The 18,862-nt window shown below is 42.4% G+C and carries 18 protein-coding genes; 17 read left to right on the top strand and 1 reads right to left on the bottom strand.

Annotated features, from left to right (window positions below):
* Window positions 1-33: 33 nt before the first annotated feature.
* The 16 genes from C505_RS0107175 (at window position 34) to C505_RS0107100 (ending at window position 16,116) form a co-directional block, all read left to right on the top strand.
* Complete coding sequence (locus C505_RS0107175) at window positions 34-726, top strand: class I SAM-dependent methyltransferase (protein ID WP_018691916.1); 693 nt, start codon at window positions 34-36, stop codon at window positions 724-726.
* A 243-nt stretch (window positions 727-969) separates the two neighbouring features.
* Window positions 970-1,980: a protease SohB gene (sohB, locus tag C505_RS0107170; RefSeq protein WP_018691915.1), complete on the top strand. Its 1,011-nt coding sequence runs from the start codon at window positions 970-972 to the stop codon at window positions 1,978-1,980.
* Window positions 1,981-2,610: 630 nt separating this feature from the next.
* The gene (locus C505_RS0107165) at window positions 2,611-3,177 is read left to right on the top strand and encodes an RNA polymerase sigma factor (RefSeq protein WP_018691914.1); all 567 of its coding nucleotides are present in this window, start codon (window positions 2,611-2,613) and stop codon (window positions 3,175-3,177) included.
* A gap of 107 nt (window positions 3,178-3,284) precedes the next feature.
* Window positions 3,285-3,800, top strand: coding sequence for a UpxY family transcription antiterminator (locus C505_RS21710; RefSeq protein ID WP_018691913.1), 516 nt, complete (start codon window positions 3,285-3,287; stop codon window positions 3,798-3,800).
* Window positions 3,797-4,231 carry a glycoside hydrolase family protein gene (locus C505_RS0107155; protein WP_018691912.1) on the top strand — a complete coding sequence of 145 codons (435 nt, stop codon included), beginning with the start codon at window positions 3,797-3,799 and terminating at the stop codon, window positions 4,229-4,231. The genes C505_RS21710 and C505_RS0107155 overlap by 4 nt, the downstream gene beginning before the upstream one ends.
* Window positions 4,232-4,240: 9 nt before the next feature.
* Window positions 4,241-6,211, top strand: a complete 1,971-nt coding sequence (locus tag C505_RS23535; RefSeq protein WP_018691911.1) for an ATP-binding protein — start codon at window positions 4,241-4,243, stop codon at window positions 6,209-6,211.
* Window positions 6,212-6,248: 37 nt separating this feature from the next.
* The gene (locus tag C505_RS0107145; RefSeq protein WP_018691910.1) at window positions 6,249-6,881 is read left to right on the top strand and encodes a Pvc16 family protein; all 633 of its coding nucleotides are present in this window, start codon (window positions 6,249-6,251) and stop codon (window positions 6,879-6,881) included.
* A gap of 140 nt (window positions 6,882-7,021) precedes the next feature.
* The gene (locus C505_RS21700; RefSeq protein WP_018691909.1) at window positions 7,022-7,252 is read left to right on the top strand and encodes a hypothetical protein; all 231 of its coding nucleotides are present in this window, start codon (window positions 7,022-7,024) and stop codon (window positions 7,250-7,252) included.
* A complete protein-coding gene (locus tag C505_RS0107135) occupies window positions 7,237-7,614 on the top strand; it encodes a type II toxin-antitoxin system VapC family toxin (RefSeq protein WP_018691908.1) in 378 nt (125 codons plus the stop codon). The genes C505_RS21700 and C505_RS0107135 overlap by 16 nt, the downstream gene beginning before the upstream one ends.
* 22 nt (window positions 7,615-7,636) lie before the next feature.
* The gene (locus tag C505_RS0107130) at window positions 7,637-9,115 is read left to right on the top strand and encodes a hypothetical protein (RefSeq protein WP_018691907.1); all 1,479 of its coding nucleotides are present in this window, start codon (window positions 7,637-7,639) and stop codon (window positions 9,113-9,115) included.
* A 12-nt stretch (window positions 9,116-9,127) separates the two neighbouring features.
* On the top strand, window positions 9,128-9,919 hold the full coding sequence (locus tag C505_RS0107125) for a hypothetical protein (RefSeq protein WP_018691906.1): 792 nt from the start codon (window positions 9,128-9,130) through the stop codon (window positions 9,917-9,919).
* A gap of 73 nt (window positions 9,920-9,992) precedes the next feature.
* Window positions 9,993-12,098 carry a GNAT family N-acetyltransferase gene (locus tag C505_RS0107120; protein WP_018691905.1) on the top strand — a complete coding sequence of 702 codons (2,106 nt, stop codon included), beginning with the start codon at window positions 9,993-9,995 and terminating at the stop codon, window positions 12,096-12,098.
* Complete coding sequence (locus C505_RS0107115; RefSeq protein WP_018691904.1) at window positions 12,095-13,555, top strand: hypothetical protein; 1,461 nt, start codon at window positions 12,095-12,097, stop codon at window positions 13,553-13,555. Before C505_RS0107120 ends, C505_RS0107115 begins: the two co-directional genes overlap by 4 nt.
* Before the next feature lie 86 nt (window positions 13,556-13,641).
* Window positions 13,642-14,298 carry a hypothetical protein gene (locus tag C505_RS0107110; RefSeq protein ID WP_018691903.1) on the top strand — a complete coding sequence of 219 codons (657 nt, stop codon included), beginning with the start codon at window positions 13,642-13,644 and terminating at the stop codon, window positions 14,296-14,298.
* Window positions 14,299-14,349: 51 nt separating this feature from the next.
* The gene (locus C505_RS0107105; RefSeq protein WP_018691902.1) at window positions 14,350-15,063 is read left to right on the top strand and encodes a hypothetical protein; all 714 of its coding nucleotides are present in this window, start codon (window positions 14,350-14,352) and stop codon (window positions 15,061-15,063) included.
* A gap of 111 nt (window positions 15,064-15,174) precedes the next feature.
* Window positions 15,175-16,116 carry a hypothetical protein gene (locus tag C505_RS0107100; RefSeq protein ID WP_018691901.1) on the top strand — a complete coding sequence of 314 codons (942 nt, stop codon included), beginning with the start codon at window positions 15,175-15,177 and terminating at the stop codon, window positions 16,114-16,116.
* On the opposite strand, the gene C505_RS0107095 is transcribed toward C505_RS0107100, so the two are convergent.
* Window positions 16,113-16,550 carry a hypothetical protein gene (locus C505_RS0107095; RefSeq protein WP_018691900.1) on the bottom strand — a complete coding sequence of 146 codons (438 nt, stop codon included), beginning with the start codon at window positions 16,548-16,550 and terminating at the stop codon, window positions 16,113-16,115. The genes C505_RS0107100 and C505_RS0107095 overlap by 4 nt on opposite strands.
* A gap of 537 nt (window positions 16,551-17,087) precedes the next feature.
* Between C505_RS0107095 and C505_RS0107085 the strand changes: the two genes are divergently transcribed.
* The gene (locus C505_RS0107085) at window positions 17,088-18,818 is read left to right on the top strand and encodes a phage tail sheath family protein (protein ID WP_018691898.1); all 1,731 of its coding nucleotides are present in this window, start codon (window positions 17,088-17,090) and stop codon (window positions 18,816-18,818) included.
* Window positions 18,819-18,862 lie beyond the last annotated feature (44 nt).

Here is an 18,862-nt window from a genome sequence, read left to right as displayed (position 1 = left end):
CGCATTTCGCGGCGTTTTTTTTAGGAGAAAAAAATGGATAAAAAAGACCTGCTGATACCACAATTTCTTCATGAATATTTACTCAAAGCATCCCTTCGAGAACCTGAAATCTTACAAGAACTTCGTCTGGAAACAGCCAGAGATCCAGCCGCTGTGATGCAAATTCCTCCTGAGCAAGGGCAACTACTCAGCTTTTTGGTACAACTGATAGGTGCTAAGAAGACGTTGGAGCTGGGAACGTTTACTGGCTACAGTACTTTGAGTGTTGCATTAGCAATGCCAGAGGATAGCTTAACAATCGCATGTGATCTGAGTGAAGAATGGACTGCAATGGCAAAAAGGTACTGGGAAAGAGCCGGTGTCAGCCATAAAATCGATTTACGCATCGCGCCAGCATTGGAAACGCTGGATAACTTATTGGAAACAGGACATCAAGATAGTTTTGACTTTACATTTATCGATGCAGATAAACAAAGTTATATTGCCTATTATGAGCGTGTATTGCGCCTTACTCGGCCAGGCGGATTAATTGCGATTGATAATGTCTTTCTATTTGGGGAAGTTGCCCGTGATATTCCGAAATATCAAGATGAGCAGAATGGCTTCACTTCTGAGCAAATCCAGACTGTGCGTCAGCTTAATCGAATGATCTTAGATGATCCAAATGTGACGCTGACCATGCTGCCCATTGCAGACGGTTTAACGCTGGTGAGAAAAAATTTATGATAAATTAAAGCCTTGATTAACTTTTCTTCGGGTTTATTATCCTTTCGGAAATTCGCCATTCAGCCTTTTCTGAAGTGTGCTTTCATAGAAACTAGAAAAGGCTGGGCAAAAATTAGGTATCTATTTACAGTTGAAGCGCATTAAACTCATTGAATGAAGAATATCTCTTGTTATCTTCTTAACCTGAAACACGTTTTTTGGTATAAATACCGCCAATCTAGATTAATAAGAAGGGGATACCCCGTGGAATTTCTTTACGAGTATGGTTTGTTTCTCGCTAAAGCAGTAACAATCGTAATTGCTATCGCGGCCGTGATTGGTCTTGCTGCTGGCGCAGCAATGAAACCAAAAGCCAAAAAAGGTGAGCTAGAGCTAACCAATTTATCTGACGAAATGCGTGATACTGCACAATCACTGACATTGGAGCTTGCGCCTAAATCACAACAAAAGCAGATCAAGAAAGAACAAAAAAAGCAAGAAAAAGAACGGGAAGAGTCAGAAAAACACCGATTATTTGTACTGGACTTTAAAGCGGGTATTCAAGCAAGTGAAGTCGATAACTTGCGCGAAGAAGTCACGGCACTTCTGAGTGTCGCGACAGAGAACGACCAAGTACTTGTTCGGTTAGAAAGTGGCGGTGGCGTTGTTCATGGTTATGGATTGGCAGCTTCTCAGCTTCAGCGGATCAGAGATAAGAAGATCCCTTTAACGGTTGCAGTAGATAAGGTTGCAGCGAGTGGAGGCTATATGATGGCTTGTGTCGCTGATAAAATCATTGCTGCACCTTTTGCTATTATCGGTTCAATTGGCGTCCTTGCACAAATCCCCAATTTTCATAAGTTACTTAAGAAGCATGACATTGATTTTGAACAGGTCACAGCAGGTGAGTTTAAACGGACACTCACCATGTTTGGTAAAAATACAGAGAAGGGCCGTGAGAAGTTTCAGGAAGAATTAGAAGAAGTACATACGTTATTCAAGCAACATATTATTGAAAACCGGGAACTCGATATTGATGATGTTGCAACAGGCGAGCATTGGATGGCAACACAAGCTTATCAAAAGGGATTGGTGGATGAGCTGATGACGTCGGATGAATGGCTTCTTAGTCAAGTCGAAGAACGCGAAATCTTTAGCCTGCATTACACCAAAAAGAAAGGGGTTGCAGAAAAAGTAGGCCTGGCAGCTTCTGTCATGGTTGAAAGCAGTATGGACCACCTCAGTAAAATCTATTCTCGCTACTCTTCTCGATAAACCCTATCACACCTCCCTGATCTCATATCAGGGAGGTGGTTATTGATAACCGCTTTTATGGTAATGATTAGGGTCTGTTGATCTATCCATGAAAACTAGTCGTTCTTATTACCCCCATGAAGGGACTATTTCCTATCTTTTCTATTTAACTCCTCCTTTATCATTTGTTTTTTAAGACTTTTTTACACGTCATTGGATTGGGAATGACACAGATCCTCGATATGATGCTTGTGAGAGAAATGGGCGGCGGGAATAGATCAGACTGTCATGAGCAGGCATCTACTGATTTTTTGGGAGCAATCGCCCAGTCGGGATGTGTTGTATTGAACACAAGGTGAAGTGTATGCAGGTGAATCACAAAGACAATTATCGACTTATCTTTGCGGTTCAGTATACAAACTCGAGTTCATGGATCCAGTGCATGTTCATTCCTGTCGTTCAAATGGCTTTGAAGTATGCAGTAAAGAGAAGTGACCCACCAACTTGTTTCTTTCCCAAAAAGTTAATGAAAACAGTGTGCTAAATGCCTGTTAGAAAATAAAAACTTACCTTTATTCAGGGTATTTTTGTTCACATATTCGTGACGGGACCGTCTTTCCTCTGCCGCTATGCACAGCTAATGGAGGAAAGATGACTTTTACCCACGCAAACCAACCAGAACATCAGCAGCACTATCGTAAGGAATTTTGGCAGATTTGGATTGATCATCATCAAAAAGTACGTGCTTGTTGTTTTCAGTGGTTGAAAGGGAATCATAGTCTCATTGACGAAGCAATGGCTCAAGCTGGTGAAAAAGCCTATCGCTATTTTGTAGAAGAAAGAGAAGAAGTACACAACCCTTTTGCTTGGCTTTGTAAACTCACTTATCACATCTGTATTGATATCTATCGTGATTACCAACAACAACGTTTTATTGTTGAACATGTGAGTGCACTTCCGGACACATTTTACTTTGCTGCGAATCAAAGTGAAGCCATGGAAGATCAAATTGAACGGGAAAATTTACTGGAAGACTTGCTGAACCAAATCGGTCACTTACCACTGGATATGAGACAGGCATTACAGTTTCGTTGCCTGGAAGGCATGGATTATGAAGAGATGTCCCAACATCTTGATATGAATCAGGCGAACTTAAGAAAACGTGTTCAGCTTGCCAGAGAACGGTTGAAGGAACAATTTCACTTATTAATCAAATAAAACGTTCACAAAAATTAGATAGTGACGTCTTACAAAAAATAGAGGCAATCACGCCAAAACTAAACCCCATCAGCACTCTCTGGGACTGATGGGGCGGAGCCTGCCTAATGATTGAAAACATAAAGCAATGGTTTGTTGTGTATACCCATGCGAATGCAGAAAAAAAATTCAGTGAAGCGGTCACTCAACTTGGGTTGGAGTCGTATTTACCCCTCACGGAAGAAGTGCATATCTGGAGTGATCGGAAGAAAAAAGTCACCGTACCTGTTTTTAAATCTTATGTCTTTATTCAAGTCGATTTACATGGATTACATCAAGTGAAACGACTCCCGGGCTTTTCTCATTTGATCCGTTTTGGTGAATATCCAACGGCGATCCCAGCAGATGAAATTGAAAAAATGAAAACGATCCTGGCCCATCAATCCGCAGTTCAATCGAATACAACCCGTTTAGTGAAAGGCGATCGTGTTCGTATCTTCAAAGGACCAATGTCGGGCCTTGAGGGAGTGTTAACCGAAGACCAAGGGACCCAGAAAGTTGCGATTGCCATTGAAAAGCTAAATCAATCCATTTTATTCCAGATCCCAACAGATTCAGTATTGAAAATCGAGGAGGCTGCATGAGCATATTAACCAAATCACTCAAAGAAAAACTCAAAAAACAGCTCGTTCATCATGAAGGACTCAAAACAGACCTTTATCTTTGCCCTGCCGAAAAGTGGACAATTGGCGTCGGACGAAACCTATCAGACTGTGGGATCAGTCAACACGAAGCATTGTATTTATTGGATAACGACATTATCTGGATTGCAAATAAGTTGTGTCAGGAAGTGTCATGGATTCCCACACTGACAGAAGCGCGGCAGATTGTCCTACTAAATATGGCTTTTAACCTTGGTGTGCAGGGATTGTTAGATTTCAAGCAAATGTTCGCTGCTTTAGAGGTTGAAGATTATGACACTGCAGCAGATGAAATGTTGGATTCTCGATGGGCTGTGCAAGTCGGGAAAAGAGCATTAGAGCTGTCGGAAATTATGCGTACAAATATTCTCTAAGGTGCTGATATGACACTTCAAGTCACAAAGCAGACTGAAATTGAGCAACAGCTGGCTCATGCTGTATTTCAACTGGGTTGTTATTTGCAGGAGGAAACTGATCGAAGTGTATTGGAATCGGCTATGGAAGCACTTCTTACAAAGCTCGATCAATTATTACAACGCCCTCAATTTCGCCTAATTCGGTCTCTCTTTGAGCTATCTAAAGAAGAAATGCGGTTGTTGGCTTTCGTATATATTGAAACATTAGAGCCAGAGTGTATCGGGCCTTATTTTCAACTGAGCTGGATTGAGCGAAGTGGCATGCTTTCTTTAGAACGCTGTTTTCAATTGATATGGAGTCAGCATTTTGAGAAGTCAACAAAACTAGATCAATTACAGCGTGACTCTTCGCTTTTGAAGTGGCGTTTATTACTTCAATCGAAATCAACAATGCCATTGTTAGAGCCTGTATTTCTTGCACCCGATGTTTTTCACTTCTTGCTCTCAGATCGAGCTTGCGAAACATCTGTTGCATCCTTCGATACAAGTGTAATGATGGATCCACTTAGCAAGCAATGCGTCCATTCAGTGCCATTGAAGATGTCGATGTTTCTTGCCTTGTTTCAGTTGCCTAAACAACCCCTCATCATGCTGAGCGGTGCAAACAAAGTCGATCAAAAAGCTTGGGTCCAACTATTTGTTGATGAGAAGACACAGAACGGTCATTGGTTTCATATTGAGAGAAACATTGAAGATCCTGATTTACTCAGAGATATTTTCCGACAGGCTTTACTGAGCGAACAAACAGAGCCAATCGTGTTAGATTGGCCAAGCCTCATTGATGACTGTAGGCATCACCCACGTTGTAAAGAAGTATTGTTCGATTTTTTACATTTCAGGCAAGTGACTGTGATCACGCGGGAGCTTGAACAATCACAACCTGACTTTCAAGGACCGATAAAAACAGATCTTGTCACACTGGATGCGTTATCAACAAAGCAGCTAGCATCATTTTGGGAATTGTGCGCAACACATGGTGCCCCACTGGCAAAACAGTCCTGCGTCGAATTAGCGCATCTGTATCCTTTGCAATTATCGCAATGTCTTCGGGTGTATCAGGAAGCAATTAAACTGCCTACCTATGAGTCAATGAAAGCATTGTGTTTACAACAGCTTTCGAAGAATATCGGGCCACTTGCATCATTGGCTCGCCCTCAAGGAAAGTTGTCGCAAATGGTCTTGGCGAGTGAGACAAAGGAACAGTTGATTGAAGTGATCGATCGGGTCATGTTAAGCCCGATCCTCAAAAATGAAGTCGTGAATGCAGCCTCAGGTTTGCAAGGCTTATTTTGGGGAAAGCCAGGTACCGGAAAAACGATGGCCGCAGAAGCAATTGCGGCGCAACTTCAGCTTCCGCTTTATAAGGTCAATTTGGCAAATATAGCGAGTAAATGGATTGGTGAAACAGAAAAACACTTAGCGCACCTATTTGATACAGCTGAGCGGCAAAATGCAGTACTTCTTTTTGATGAAGCAGATGCCATATTTGCGAAACGTAGTGAAGTGTCTTCCAGCCAAGATAAAAATGCAAACATGGGGGTGAGTTTTCTTCTGCAACGAATGGAGACTTACACCGGATTATTACTGCTCAGCACAAATATAAAGAATAATTTGGACGAGGCTTTTCTTCGTCGTTTTCATGCAGTTATCGAGTTTCCGATGCCGAAGGTACAAGAGCGTGAAGCGCTTTGGCAAATGGCCTGCATTGGTAAAATTCGTTTTGGACCTGATGTAAGCGTCCATCATCTTGCTGAGTTATTTGAATTTAGTCCTTCGCAAATCCGCAATATTACTGAGCGTGCCATTTTGTTCGCACTCGTTGCACAAGAGCCTGTGATCTCAAAGCAACATCTAGCACGCGCCATCCGCCGAGAGTTGGATAAGCAAAGTGCAGGCTTTATGGCTTCGCAGAAACTGTCCAGTTGGATCGCGTCTTAAAAGCAGCAACATTGAATTCTTAATAGTGAGTAAAACTATGGACCCTTGTATTCTTTTTCACCTGAAAGATTGTCTTAAAAAAATGATCCAGGAGCGTGTGCTTTCTTTAGAGTGTGAGCAGGATGTTTCAAAAGTTCAGTTAAAGTTTGTGGCGCCAGATAGCAAATTTGTCGATGGACTCACAAGTGATCCTGCAATTAACTGTTATTTAATCGGTTTGTCAGAGGATATGCAGCGGCGTCAATCAGAGCCACATCGTTCCACACTTCATTTGAATAAAACAATGCGCGTTTGGAAAAAGGAGCCTCGATTTGTTGAAGTGCACTACATGATCACGGTTTGGAATAAAGACCCGGGGAGTAGTGCGGATATTGAACATATTATTCTTGGTTACTTAATCAGTGGATTAGGCAGCTTGGATTTTATCCCAGATGATTTATTGGATGAATTTGATTTAAATGTACAACCTTACGGGATCCGGATGACTCTCTTCGGTTCCACAAATAGCGAAAAAATCGGGGGGCAAGTCTGGCAGGCCATGGAGTCAACGCCAAAACCTGTCCTCATGCTCACGCTTTCTGTGCCTGTCTCAGTGAGCCCACTCAAATTGGTCCCTGTTGTCCGTGAAATTGAACGCGCAGTCAACCCAACGACTGAAGAAAACAAATAGGCTTTTTTTCTTACGATTTTCATTCACAAAAATTGGGTCTATCCGTCTATTTCGTAGATAGATAAACAGACATCATCGCATTGGGGCTGATGGGGCGGAGCCTGAAAGAATTTTAGGGTCGAAGTTTGGAAGTAATCATTATGCAACAGGCAAATCGAAGAGTGGCTTACTTAGCGTTGAGGCAAGAGCAATATGATACGTTCTACCTTTGCCCACACGCAAAATATCATTCTATCGGGGAAGACCCGAGCGCCCATCAATTAAAAGTTGGATTGTTAAAAGGGCATCTGGACATTTCGGATGATTTTGATGCACCACTTGCCGAAGATTTGATCTCGGCATTTGAGGGAGGCGAATGCGAATACTTTTAGATACGCATGTGGTTTTGTGGACATTGGCTGGTGCCGATCGGATCCAAGCGATTCAGCCCATATTACAATCGCCACATAATGATATCTATGTCAGCGTTGCTTCCTGGTGGGAGATCGCGATAAAAATCGGGATCGGGAAGTTGAATGCTGATCTTCAACACCTCCGTCAGGCATCCGAAGAAAGTGGCATGATTGAGCTGCCGGTGAAAGGTGAACACTCGGAAGCACTTTTAACACTTCCCCCGATTCATAAAGACCCATTCGATCGAATACTTGTCGCCCAAGCGATGACAGAGCCAATGAAACTCATGACCGCCGATAATCAGCTCGACAATTACAGCGAGTTGGTTTGGAAGATTTGAAAAAACGAAAGCGAGATAATTGATGGAAACGAATGACAGAATTAAAGAACTTGAACTTGCCTTTTCCAGTGGGAAAAAACCAACGCAAACAGATTTTGGAAACCTCATTGACGGTTTAACGGATGCGGACTTGTTGGATAAAGGGACAATTAAAGTGGCGCAGTTACCTGAAGCTTCAACAAGTGAGAAGGGGACTGTAAAGCTGGCTGAAAACGATGTGAAAGATGAAGATATTGATGCCCTAAAAACAGTCACCAACTCAGCGCTATACCAGGAAAGTAATGGGAAAACGACAGGGAAATTGAAAATAGACCGATTACCTGATGCAAAAACGGATTCGAAAGGTGCTGTTTTTTTCTCAGAAAATAGTGTTATTGAAGAAGACTTTCATTCACCAAGAGCGATCTCAAACTCTGCTTTATATCAACAAAAAGATGGTGAACTAGACAAAACTACTGGCATCGTAAAAATTGAGCGCTTACCCGATGCAAGTCAGGATGCCAAAGGCATCGTTCGATTTGCAGATAATGGGGAGCTGATTTCAGCAACAGCCAATTTATCGATTTCTCCAGATACTCTGATCAATAGTGGGAAAGTCAAAGAAGGGCTATTACCCGTTGCTTCCGACTCTACCTTAGGATTGACCGAATATGCAACCCAAGATGAGCTAGAAGCAGCAACAGCCAATTTATCGATTTCTCCAGATACCCTGATCAATAGTGGGAAAGTCAAAGAAGGGCTTTTACCAGTCGCTACAGGTTCTACCTTAGGATTGACCGAATATGCGACCCAAAGTGAGTTAGAGTCAGGAACTGCAAATTTATCGATTTCTCCAGATACTTTGATCAATGCTGGAAAAGTGAAAGAAGGGCTTTTACCTGTTGCTTCAGATATTGCTCAAGGGATCACGCGATTTGCAACAGCGGATGAGCTAACAAGAGTCGATGCAGGTTTGGCAGTATCGTCTGATAAGTTAATGGATAACTTAACTAAAAAAGTAAAGCAGGGGCTTTTACCTGAAGCATCTGATGTGATGAAAGGGGTTACTCGCTTTGCAACAGCGGGAGAGTTAATAAGAGTCGATGCGGGCTTGGCGGTATCGTCAGATAAGTTAATGGATAACTTGACCAAAAAAGTTAGGCAGGAACTTTTACCTGAAGCATCTGATGTGATGAAAGGGATCACTCGCTTTGCAACAGCGGGAGAGTTAACAAGAGTCGATGCAGGTTTGGCGGTTTCGTCAGATCAATTAATGGATAACTTGACTAAAAAGGTAAAACAGGGGCTTTTACCTGAAGCATCTGATGTGACGAAAGGGATCACTCGCTTTGCAACAGGTGTAGAAGTCAGCTTAGGCACAGATGATGTTGTTTTAACGCCTGCAAATATTCAAGGAAAAGTCATGGATATGTGTTTTACATTTGTTGAAGATACGGGACAGGAAATCAGTTTAGGTGACATCGAAGATGGCAAGATCCTGGCGACTTTTGTTAACGTCTAACTGAGGTGGCATATGCTTTATTACAAACATAATGGCCGTGTTAGGAAAATAACCAGACTTTATACCAAAGAAGGCGGTCATTTAAAGCGGTTGTTGGGCTTGTATACTCGATCGGGTACAGGACAAGTGCGTTGGCTTGGAACAGGGGAAGTTGAAGTCCCGAATAATACGCACATCACACTACTCACGGATAATCAGTTTGTCGATTATGATCCAAATCATACCGATAAAGATAAGGAAGCGAGCAATCTTTATCGGTTATTGGAAGACAATGGTCTTTCATTCACGGCATTAGATTCTCTCAATCAACACACTCTTGAGCGGCGCTTGAACTTATCAAGCCGATTTATCTTTCCTAATTATGAAAAGAATAATGATTTGGATGAATCATCACAAACCCTACTCAGAAAGTTTGTGAGTCAAGGTGGGAAACTTTTTGTGTTCTCAAACGAGCTTTCTTTGAATCAGAACTTTCTCAGCGCATGTTTTGGATGGAGCCTTAGCTTTTCGCAAAACAATAGTATTTCTATTCCTCGGGTTATGACTGGTGGTTTTTACAACAGTATGCCAGGAAATATACCAGGGCAGAATGACACGTTTTTACTCAGTAGTGCAAGTTTACCAGCGGGGAGTCAACCCATCTATCAAGTTGATATTAGCACTCAACTCTATAGTGCAGTTGTCAAAATTCCATATGGCACTGGAGAAGTCTGCTACTTCGGTTGGGATTGGTTTAACGCGCTTCCCGTTGGAACCGAAGATGGTGGCTGGGGAACGGTTCTTGATCTTCTTTTGAGAAATTAGCGACTGTTTATTTTTCATCAGCAGCGAGGATCTTAGAAAGGTAAACAAGCCCTACTATGATTGAGAGGAAGACATGATTTCAAACGAAGAGTCTTACTTCAATATTGCAACTTTGTTTCCATCACCGAGAAGTTGTTGGACCGATACAGAGCGAGCAAAGCAAAACATAATCCCACTTCCGTTGTTACCTCCGATACCCGAAGAAGGAAATATCCACAGTATTTTGACCATCAAGCGCTATATCCAAGTTATGCAAACGTACTTGATAGAGTGTGTAGCGTATGATGGGATTGATATCAATCAGCCGTTACCTGTCATGATCTTGGCTGGGGTACCTGGAGATGCAATCCGGATGCTTCGGATGTTACAAGGATTGAGAGAATATCCGCAGTTTGAGGATATATCGATGCACTTCTTGATTGTTGCTCCGACTTCAAATAAATCAGCGAGAGGTGAATCGACGATAGATGAAATTGCAAGACACCCAGAAGTTCTTCCTCTTGTTGAAGCGAAACAGTGCTCCATCAGTAGTACAATCACTGATTTTATAGCCGATCATGTCCCTGGTAACAATCCGATGGTTGTACTTGAGTTGAACTGGTTGGCTCAATATCCTCAGACTTTGATGTTTATGCATTATGGGGAGATTTATCAAGGAACTGCTTTTCAGACAGCGACAGCTGACGAAAATGTTTTTTCTTTGGATCACTGGCCACAATGGCGAAAACCACTTGCAGCAAAACAACCAAAGTTGGGTTCTCAGTGGTCTCTTATCGAGGACTTGGAGCAATGGCTACAATCCTTTCAGGCTGAAATACAACCCCAGTTAAAACAGCAGATTCATGCCTATCAACGCTATCTGCATCACCAACCGATTATGCTTCCCATCGAAGCAATGCAACAGGTTCAACTTTTGTCCTCCTGGCATAGGCAGGGGTTATGGCTCTCTAGTGGTCAGGGATGCCAAAACCCCGACGCCTATTTACAAACAGAAGAACCCAAAGACTGGGCAGAAATGTTCAACTGGGAACCGATACAAAACGTTCTAGGTGAACAGGCTAAGGTTTTATCTCATCAAGAAAGATCACCTGAAGGGGTGAACACTTCTATTGAAACATTTGGGGTATTTACACAAGAGGCGACAGAAGAAGAACGATTCAAAATGACGGAACATGCGTTCTATCATCACCAATGTCTTCATTCGGCAGGGATACAAACTCAATTATTGTCACCTTGGCTTCACGATATCAAGTCGATGAACTCCGCAACAGCCCGTTTTGTGTTAGACCAAAGCGGCTTTGCACCCTGTATTCTTCAGGCATATCTACCGACTTTACAAAGCGAAGGTATCCCAGTTCGAGAACGAAGCCTTTGGTGCCAAACCTTAGATCAAGTCTGGGAAAATTATGTTCCACTTCAGCAAAACCTGAGCTTTGCAGCAAGTATTGCTGAGTTAAGTCTGCAATGGTGTCACTGGCCCCTTGCAAAACGGGCATTACTGACATTGATGATGGCGATGCCATCTCATGTCGAACTTCTTTCCGACCTACTTGATACTGCGATAGCAACGGCGGATCGTGATTTGGTAGGACTGGTCAAGCAGGCTTTATCACTGCATGAAGCTAGCGAAGACATTCTATCACTTCAAACGAAAGTGAATGACTGGCACGACATGAGCCGAGGTTTTGCTTGGGAAGAAATGTTGCACCTAGAGCCGCTTGATATCCGGCATACGCGAGCATTTTGGCTACAATATGCAGATCCAGATATACCAACGCTGACGAGAACTTATGTGATCGATGGCCTCTCTGAGGTGAGGCAGCTCATTGAGTCGATGCGGCAGGATAAAGCGCGTGATGATTTTGCTGTGATCCATCCATGCTTTGGTTTCATCGGTGTGACGAGCCTTGAGCGCTTTGAAGAGGAATCGGCACACTTTTCTTTTTGGATTGGTAAGGATTTTCAAAATCAGGGTTATGGCACTGATGCAGCAAGGTTGTGTATCGAGCAAGCCCAAAAACTCGGCTTTATTGAAATCAATACCTCTGCTTGGCAGCATAATCACCGTTCGAGGCATGTGCTGAAACAGCTTGGTTTTGTGAAATCGGCTGAGCAAGGAGAGGGGATTGAGAGAGAAGTCATATACCAACTATTTATCGAAACGAAGGTATTCTTATGACACAGACATCCCAACAATTAGATGATTTGAACCAATTGATTACGATAGAAAAAGACAATCAAGCCGAGGGTGTGACTATCCGAGGCTCCTTGCGCGTCAAAGGGGATTTAACGACGGAAGGAAAGTATATTGGGTTAGAAACAGCAACGGAAGAAAAAGAAGGCGTCGTGAAATTTGCAAACCCGGATGATATTGATTCTGGTGCAAACTTTCGAGTAGTCTCCGCAAATCACCTAAAGATAACAGAAGAAACAGCAAAAGCTTACACGGATGAGCAAGTCGGAAACATCTCCGGCGGAAATTATGAGGCAGGAGAAGGGATCAATATTCAAGAAAGTACGATCTCTGTTGACCAAAGTTGGCTTCATCAAAAAATCCGTGAGACATTGCGTAATCTTGGGCTGGAGTTTCCCTATCGTGTAACAGTACCGGGCATGAAGCCAACTTCTTCTGATAGCCGATATGGATCCTTTGAGCTGGGTGACTATCTTTATTTAACCGTGAATGTCGGGAATGAACGTAGACTGATCCGACTACAAAGTGGTTCATTGGATGAAGGTTTTGCTGGCCAAGGTTTCTTTACTTTACCTGTTGGTTTGAAGTTTGTTGTCGCACAAGGAAAAGTATTTGGTTTTCTCTTTAACCGTCAATCCAGTCGATATGAAGTTTATAAACTGAATTTATCTGGTCCCGTCAGTGTTGATAAAGTCGCAACAAATGACTCTTTGACTAGTACAGGTAACGGTGTTCATGAAGTATTTGCGTATGGTGATAAGATCTATATTTCTCTGATTGATAACGGTAGTCCTGCAACTGGAACAGGGATCATGCTGTTTAATGCGGTCACAGAAACAATCGAAGTGGATATCAAAGTCTATGATAACGGCAAACAAATGTATGGCGTTGTTCAGGATAGCGAAAGCAATATCTGGGCGGTTGGATCTGGGACTTTGCTAAAGCTGGACGCTGTATTAGATATCGTTGAACAATATCCTCTTTCTCATTATTTGACCGGTGTTTATCAGTACCAAGCAAATAGAATTTTGAATTATATGGATCGAGATGGTGCGACAGGTGTGAAAGTCTATATGGGAGATGTAGATACATTCATCAATGATTTAAAAGCGAATGGTCAACTCAGTCAGACAGTGACTTTACCATTGATCAATGCATTGACAGGTTTATCTGTTTACGGGGCAACAAGGCTAGGCCAGAAGGTTGGTGTTGCTTATTACATCACTGATAACACAACTTATGAGCATTACTTTGCACTCTATGATTTGGCAACGGGCCAACTAGATACCAGCTTTAATGATGGTCAGCCTTTGTCTTTAGATAAATCGATATACTCAAGCTACTGGCAACGTAGTTATACCCATATTATTGCAACCAATCGCGAATTAGTTTACGCCTATCAACCAAACGCATCTGATATGTCACTTGAAATCATCATGTAAATCCACCTCCTAACTTATCAATAATGAGGCGTTGTAGATATCCCCCAAGTGTTGTTCCTCATCGAACTAAAATATAAGGAAAAAAAATGAGTACACTTGCAAAAGAATCCGACAAAGTCATCTCTGAAACCAAAAAATATGGTTATAAAAAGTCCACAGCCAAATGGCTCTACGGCAAATTAGCGACGACACCAGAACCAAAACCTGATTCTTACTTTGCCGTTGGTGGTTCGGCTTTTACGGATTATAACTGGCGTGCTGAAGGAAATGGCATTATAGGTGAAGTACCAAAACAACTGGAAAATGATTGTGGTGTTTATGCGACGACCTTGATTGCACAAAAGTTTAAGGATGATTCAGGTATTAATGCAACTGCAAGGACGGAAACAAACTTGGGGGATAAAACGACCTCGCTCAATGTTGGAGAAGCTTATTTTATTGAAGCAGGTCCGACAGTGAAGAAGAAAAGCCAAACCGTCTTTAAAATCCATGCACCTTGGGATAATAAAACCTGGGTGAAGAAGAACCTCACCAACTTCCACGTCGCAGCCGTTGTTGCAAAAGATGGCGATAGTGTCATCACCTCAGAAGTGAACGCAGCCTTTAGCGGACAAAACAAACCTTGGTTCCAAATGTACGATAAGAGCAAGAGCTTCTATCGCACCTTCAAGTCGGAATACAGCGGCCTAGATAAGCTGGGTAAGAAGGTGGATCCGGTGGTGAAGCGCTTTACGGTGAGTTGAAATACGCTAAATCTTGTAAATCAAACAGCGATTTCACTAAGGTAATATAACATGCAGAAATATATTCAAGATGAAGATGCAATTGAAGATGCTAGGGTTGAAAACTCTATCAATGTTAAAGCCCGATTTCGTCCTGTTAATAAAAGCGCTACGGGAAGCCCAGGAAAAAATACCCTTGATGAAGGAGGCAATGAGGGGGTCCCTTTAGGAAGCCACAATCTGGCCGGGAGTATTCAAAGGGTTGGTCGATTGCTCAAAGCAGCCTCTGATAATAATTATCAGAAAATATTAAGAACAGCTCAGGATTCAGATACAGCTTCCTTTGTTAAACCATGGAATGCACATCAGCTAAGAGATAATTGGGGAGGGCTTGGAACATATGAAAATGTTACGCATTGGTCTGAAGATTATGAAACAGGAGACTGGAATGGCGGTGTTGAAAAAAGGCTTGATGGCATTAGAAAGGAAGTCAGTATAAGAAACTTGGATCAACCACCAAGATCTGCACCAGTTCCAAAAGCTTGGAATAATAGGCATCGGCTAGAAGTTCAATATAATGTCGAGTATAAAAAGCATGACGATATCCGAGCAGGCCTACCCAAATTGAATACTTTGAATGTTGCAGACCAAAATAATCTCATCAAATTAATGTCCTTTCTGCCTGTAAAAAGTAGTTATAAGTTTTTGACATCAAAGGTAGATGATAAAGAAACATTGGAAACACGTGAAACCAAGGAAAAAGTTCACAGTATGATTAATACATAGTTTTTATCTGTCTTGAGATTCTTGATAGATAAAGCGAGCTTTAACTGGATGTAACCAACCGATTAAGACTATTTGATCGCAGCACATTTCTAATGAACAAGAGGCCTATCAATGCTCAGCCCAATGCACGCGCAATTAAATAAATCCGGTAAAAAACCCACAGAGGCGGGCGCACATGGTGATTGGAAACAACAATTTGCAGGAAAGAATACGAAAATCCCGAATGGGTTGGGAGGGCATATTATTGGTACGGAAGCGGATTTAGCGGCAACTTATGTCACCCCTGTAAATTATAATTCAGGAACCTCAACAACGAATGCTGTTCGTCCGCTTGGTCAAGCAATGTCGAAAGTGTGTGGTTATCGGCATGTTGCTGGGCATATGGTGAATAATCACTTGGGTGGCTCAGGTTCCAAGATGGAAAATATCACGACGTTCAGTCATCAAGATAATATGGACCATAAGATGATTGAGGCGCCAGCGAAAAATGCGGTCAGTGCATCAGGTCATAATATTGTGTATTGGACAGCAGTCACAAAGCGCGCTGACTTTGATGTTGGTGTACATAAAGTTGAAAATATGGCGTCCGAAATAGTCGCTGGGTTTTACGATGAAAGTACAGCGACTTTGACCTCCGCCGCAATCTCAGTCGGGCCAGCTGGCAATACCGGCGCTTGGGTCACGAAGCCGACAAACGTGAAAATGAAAACAACGCCGATGACAGGCACAGTTTGGGCAACCGGAAAAGTAGGAAGAAAACCAGCAACACCACCAGCCGAGACATTCTTGGGGGCCGCGGATAACGGTGTCAACATCACCATCGATGATTGGGAAACGGCACTGAATACCCTAGGAGCAAATGGTTGGGATGACTTCTTGGATGATCTCAATACTGCCTATAGAAATAGTTTTAATCAACCAATGCTAGGCGCTCAAAAAAGTGACTTTATGACCTTAGTGAATGCTGAAGTGGACCTGATTGCCAATGTTGCTACAGGAGCGACGCCATATGGGACTTGGTTTAACCAGTTGATTTTTGATCTTGGGTTTTAAGTATTTTGTGTCTCTTGTGAATACCAAATCCCACGAGCTTCAAAGGCATATGCCCAGAGTAATCCGTAATGGGTAAAGAGGAGCGTATTATAGAATGCATAATGGTAAATGATGTCGGAGTGAAGGAAGGCCGTTTCCGGATCTGCAAAATAGATATCTTCCCACTGGTAATACATTGTATGGAGAAGATCGATAAAAAAAGGATATTTCCAGAACGACTGTTTGCCAAATTTGATCCCAAAGATGAATGCGATCATGCCGAGAAATCCGAAATATTGCATTACCCAAAATCCATAATCCCATAGGGCATAAGAATGGGCAATTTCCCCAGAAAGCGTGTCCTCGATATCAAAAGCGATAACCACCGTCCAAAAAGGGATCATGCCAAATAACCAGAGTAATCGCCACGGCTTAAAATCAGTGACTTTTAACATATTTTTCTTTTTTTACTGCAAGAGAAGAAAAAAACAACACTGGCATCATCTCAAAGTCTCCTTCATAGAACAAGGTATTCATTCTCCTGATATTGCTTCGCTAAAGCGGTGCTGACTACAAATTGAGTGTAGCAACGATATCTTCTGTATAAGTTAGGTTTTTGAAGGTGAGAGAAAAAGCTCAAAAAATTGAGTCACAAAATATCAAGTTGTACGTCATACCATTGACAACAAGAATGAAGCAAAACACATCAACTGGGACTGATGTGGCGGAGCTTGGAAAATTTATTCACAACCAACTTTGAGGTGTGGGCACAGCCCGCTGATATTTCTCACTCCAGGCACAGCACAGTGGGTATTTCCCGACCAAATTGTGACCCACACCTCATCCAACTCCAACCTTTTTTAAAGCGAAATAAGCAACATAAAACGGGTTGATTTTTCATCGGTGACCCATAGGCCCTGTTTGTTACACGATAAGCATACCTGCCTTCGTCACCACTTCATCTCATTTACAAATCTTTGTAAGGAAGATCTATGGCACAGAAGAAAACGCCAGGTGTTTATGTCGAAGAAAAATCACTTTTGCCTCCATCGGTGGCAGAAGTTGCGACGGCAATTCCGGCATTTATTGGGTATACCGAATTGAGAACGCTTGATAAGGATGATCAACCGGAAGTTCGACCCACACGGATCACAAGTATGGTGGAGTATGAAGCGGTATTTGGTGGCCCATATCATGAAACTTTTAACATTTTGGAAAATGGGGAAACGAAAGAGCTTTATATTGAAAATGCTCAGTCCACCATGCCAAAAATATTTCTGTATCAATCGATTCAGCACTTTTTTGCAAATGGCGGTGGTGCCTGTTACGTATTGAGCATTGGTGCTTATCCTAGTGCAGGCTCAGCGGCAGACCTTGTGAAAAAGGACTACGAAGCTGCGATTGATATTTTAGAAGAAGTGGACGAAGTCACATTAATCTCAACACCAGAAACAATCGGAATGACGGATGTTGATCACTATAGTATCCATGATAAGTCACTCGCGCATAGTGAAAAAATGATGGATCGTTTTTCGCTTGTTGACACGATGCATATCTCGGAAGATGCAACAAAAGATGATATTACCGAATCTGCTGAAGTCATGCGTGAGAAGGTCACTCAGGGCTTAAAGTATGGTGCAGCTTATTATCCTTACATGCGCACAACAATGGCAAGAAGCTATGTAGACAGTGGCGTAAGTTTGGGATTTGCCGTGTTGGGACAAAAGTTACTGTCTGATTACGCGGATAAGCTACAAAGCATCTTCGGTGGTGAGTTGAATCAAGGTGGCTTTCTTGTGACGGATGGGACACCAAACTACGGCCGATCATTTCCAATCTATATTCAGCTTTCTGAGACTTTGTTAGTCGATACGCAAGGCTTTAAAGTCGATGAATATGGAAATCGTGTTGCAGGTGAAGATCCTTATGGCATTTTTGATGATGGCGCTGGTAATCCGTTGGATTATCAAGGCTATTTGATGAATGCTGTTGGTAGCAATGTCAAAGTTGATCCAAACGAAACCAAAACGATTGCAATGGAAGAGCACTCTGGTCTGACACTCAGCGATATTGGTTCATCTCACTCACGACTGAATGGTGCTGAACAGTACACAATGATTGTTGCATTACTGAATCAAAACTACCTGATCTTACCGCCAAGTCCTGCAATTGCCGGTGTGATGGCGAAAGTGGATGCGGATCGTGGTGTCTGGAAAGCTCCTGCAAATATTGCTTTAGCAAGTGTGCTTGAGCCGACAGTAAAAATTGATCACGGTGAGCAAGAAGCACTCAATGTCCATGAGTCAGGAAAGTCCATTAATGCAATTCGTTCTTTCACAGGAAAAGGCACTTTGGTTTGGGGGGCGAGAACACTTGATGGGAATAGTAATGAATGGCGCTATGTTCCTGTCCGCCGTCTTTTCAATATGGTGGAAGAATCAGTTCAAAAGTCGACTCACTTTGCTGTATTTGAGCCAAATACGCCGTTTACCTGGTTGAAGATCAAAACCATGATCGAAAGTTATCTGGAAAACCTTTGGAGACAAGGCGCATTGTTTGGTGAATCCGCTGCACAAGCGTTTTTCGTGAATGTCGGTCTTGGTCAAACAATGACGGAAGATGATATCAATAATGGTTACCTCAAGATAGAAATCGGTCTGGCAGCTGTTCGCCCAGCAGAATTTATAATCCTGACGTTCTCACACAAAAGTTTGGAAGGCTAACTCTTCTTCACTCCATGAAACTCATTCTATGAGTCCTTTTATGC

The sequence above is a fragment of the Algicola sagamiensis DSM 14643 genome, assembly GCF_000374485.1.
GTDB lineage: Bacteria > Pseudomonadota > Gammaproteobacteria > Enterobacterales > Alteromonadaceae > Algicola > Algicola sagamiensis.
The sequence above is the reverse complement of the archived record's forward strand: the minus strand, read 5'-3'. Positions and strand labels throughout refer to the sequence as shown.